General features: G+C 64.5%; 1 protein-coding gene. It reads right to left on the bottom strand.

Annotation, left to right across the window (positions count from 1 at the left end):
* On the bottom strand, positions 1 to 1,046 hold a 1,046-nt coding region (gene tnpC / locus ACPUER_RS36835; protein ID WP_425133587.1), incomplete at both ends, for an IS66 family transposase.

Genomic DNA, 1,046 nt, shown 5'->3' with positions numbered 1-1,046 from the left:
GGGCACGACGTGAGCAGTAGACGGCAGCGACAGAGCCACGTTCCACGGCAGCAGTTCGTCGATGCGGTTGATCGGATGGTCAGCAATGCGCTCGAGCACGTAGGCGAGATACGCCTCGGGATCGAGGCCATTCAGGCGTGCCGTGCCGATCAGGCTATACATCGCGGCGGCACGTTCGCCACCGGAGTCGGCGCCGGCGAACAAGTAATTCCGTCTGCCGAGGGCGACGCCGCGCAGTGCTCGCTCGGCGATCAGGTTGTCGATTTCCGCACGCCCGTCGCTGCAGTAGTAGATGAGCGCCAGCCAGCGATTCAGCGCGTACTGAATCGCCTTGGTCGTGTCGGATTTTGCAGAGAGTGTGGCGAGCGTCGCTTCAAACCAGCGTTTCATGTCGTCGAGCAGTGGCACCGCTCGCGCTTGGCGCACACCGTGCCGCTCGTCGGGTGGCTTGCCACGGATCTCATCTTCGATCTTGTAGAGTGCGCCGATCCGGTGCAGTGCTTCCTCCGTTACCGCATTGGGACGGACGGCATGTAGATCATGGATCTTTCGGCGAGCGTGGGCCATGCAGGCAGCTTCCTGGATGGTGCCGCCGCGATACAGCTCGGCATAGCCGGCAAACGCATCGGCCTGCAGCACGCCGGCGAAGTCTGCAAGATGCTGCTGGGGATGCTCGCCCCGTCGATCGGGCGTGTAGGCGAACCAGACCGCCGCCGGCTCTTCGGAGGCACTCGGCCGGTCATCACGCACGTAGACCCACAGACGTCCTGTCTTTGTGCGACCGTTGCCGGGCGCCAGCACTGGCAACGGCGTGTCGTCAGCATGAACCTTGCCGCCGGCCAGCGCGTAGCGGCGCACGGTGTCGACCAGCGGCGCGAGCAACGCTGTGATGCTTCCCATCCAATACCCCATCGCATCCGGATCAATCTCGACGCCGTCGCGCGCGTACATGACTGCCTGGCGATGCAGCGGGATGTGGTACGCGAACTTCGACACGGCGATGTGCGCGAGCAGCGCTGGGCCCGGGATGCCACGATCGATCGGTC

It is taken from the genome of Burkholderia sp. DN3021 (assembly GCF_049805555.1).
Lineage (GTDB): Bacteria > Pseudomonadota > Gammaproteobacteria > Burkholderiales > Burkholderiaceae > Burkholderia > Burkholderia pyrrocinia_C.
This window is presented reverse-complemented; position numbering and strand designations above follow the sequence as displayed.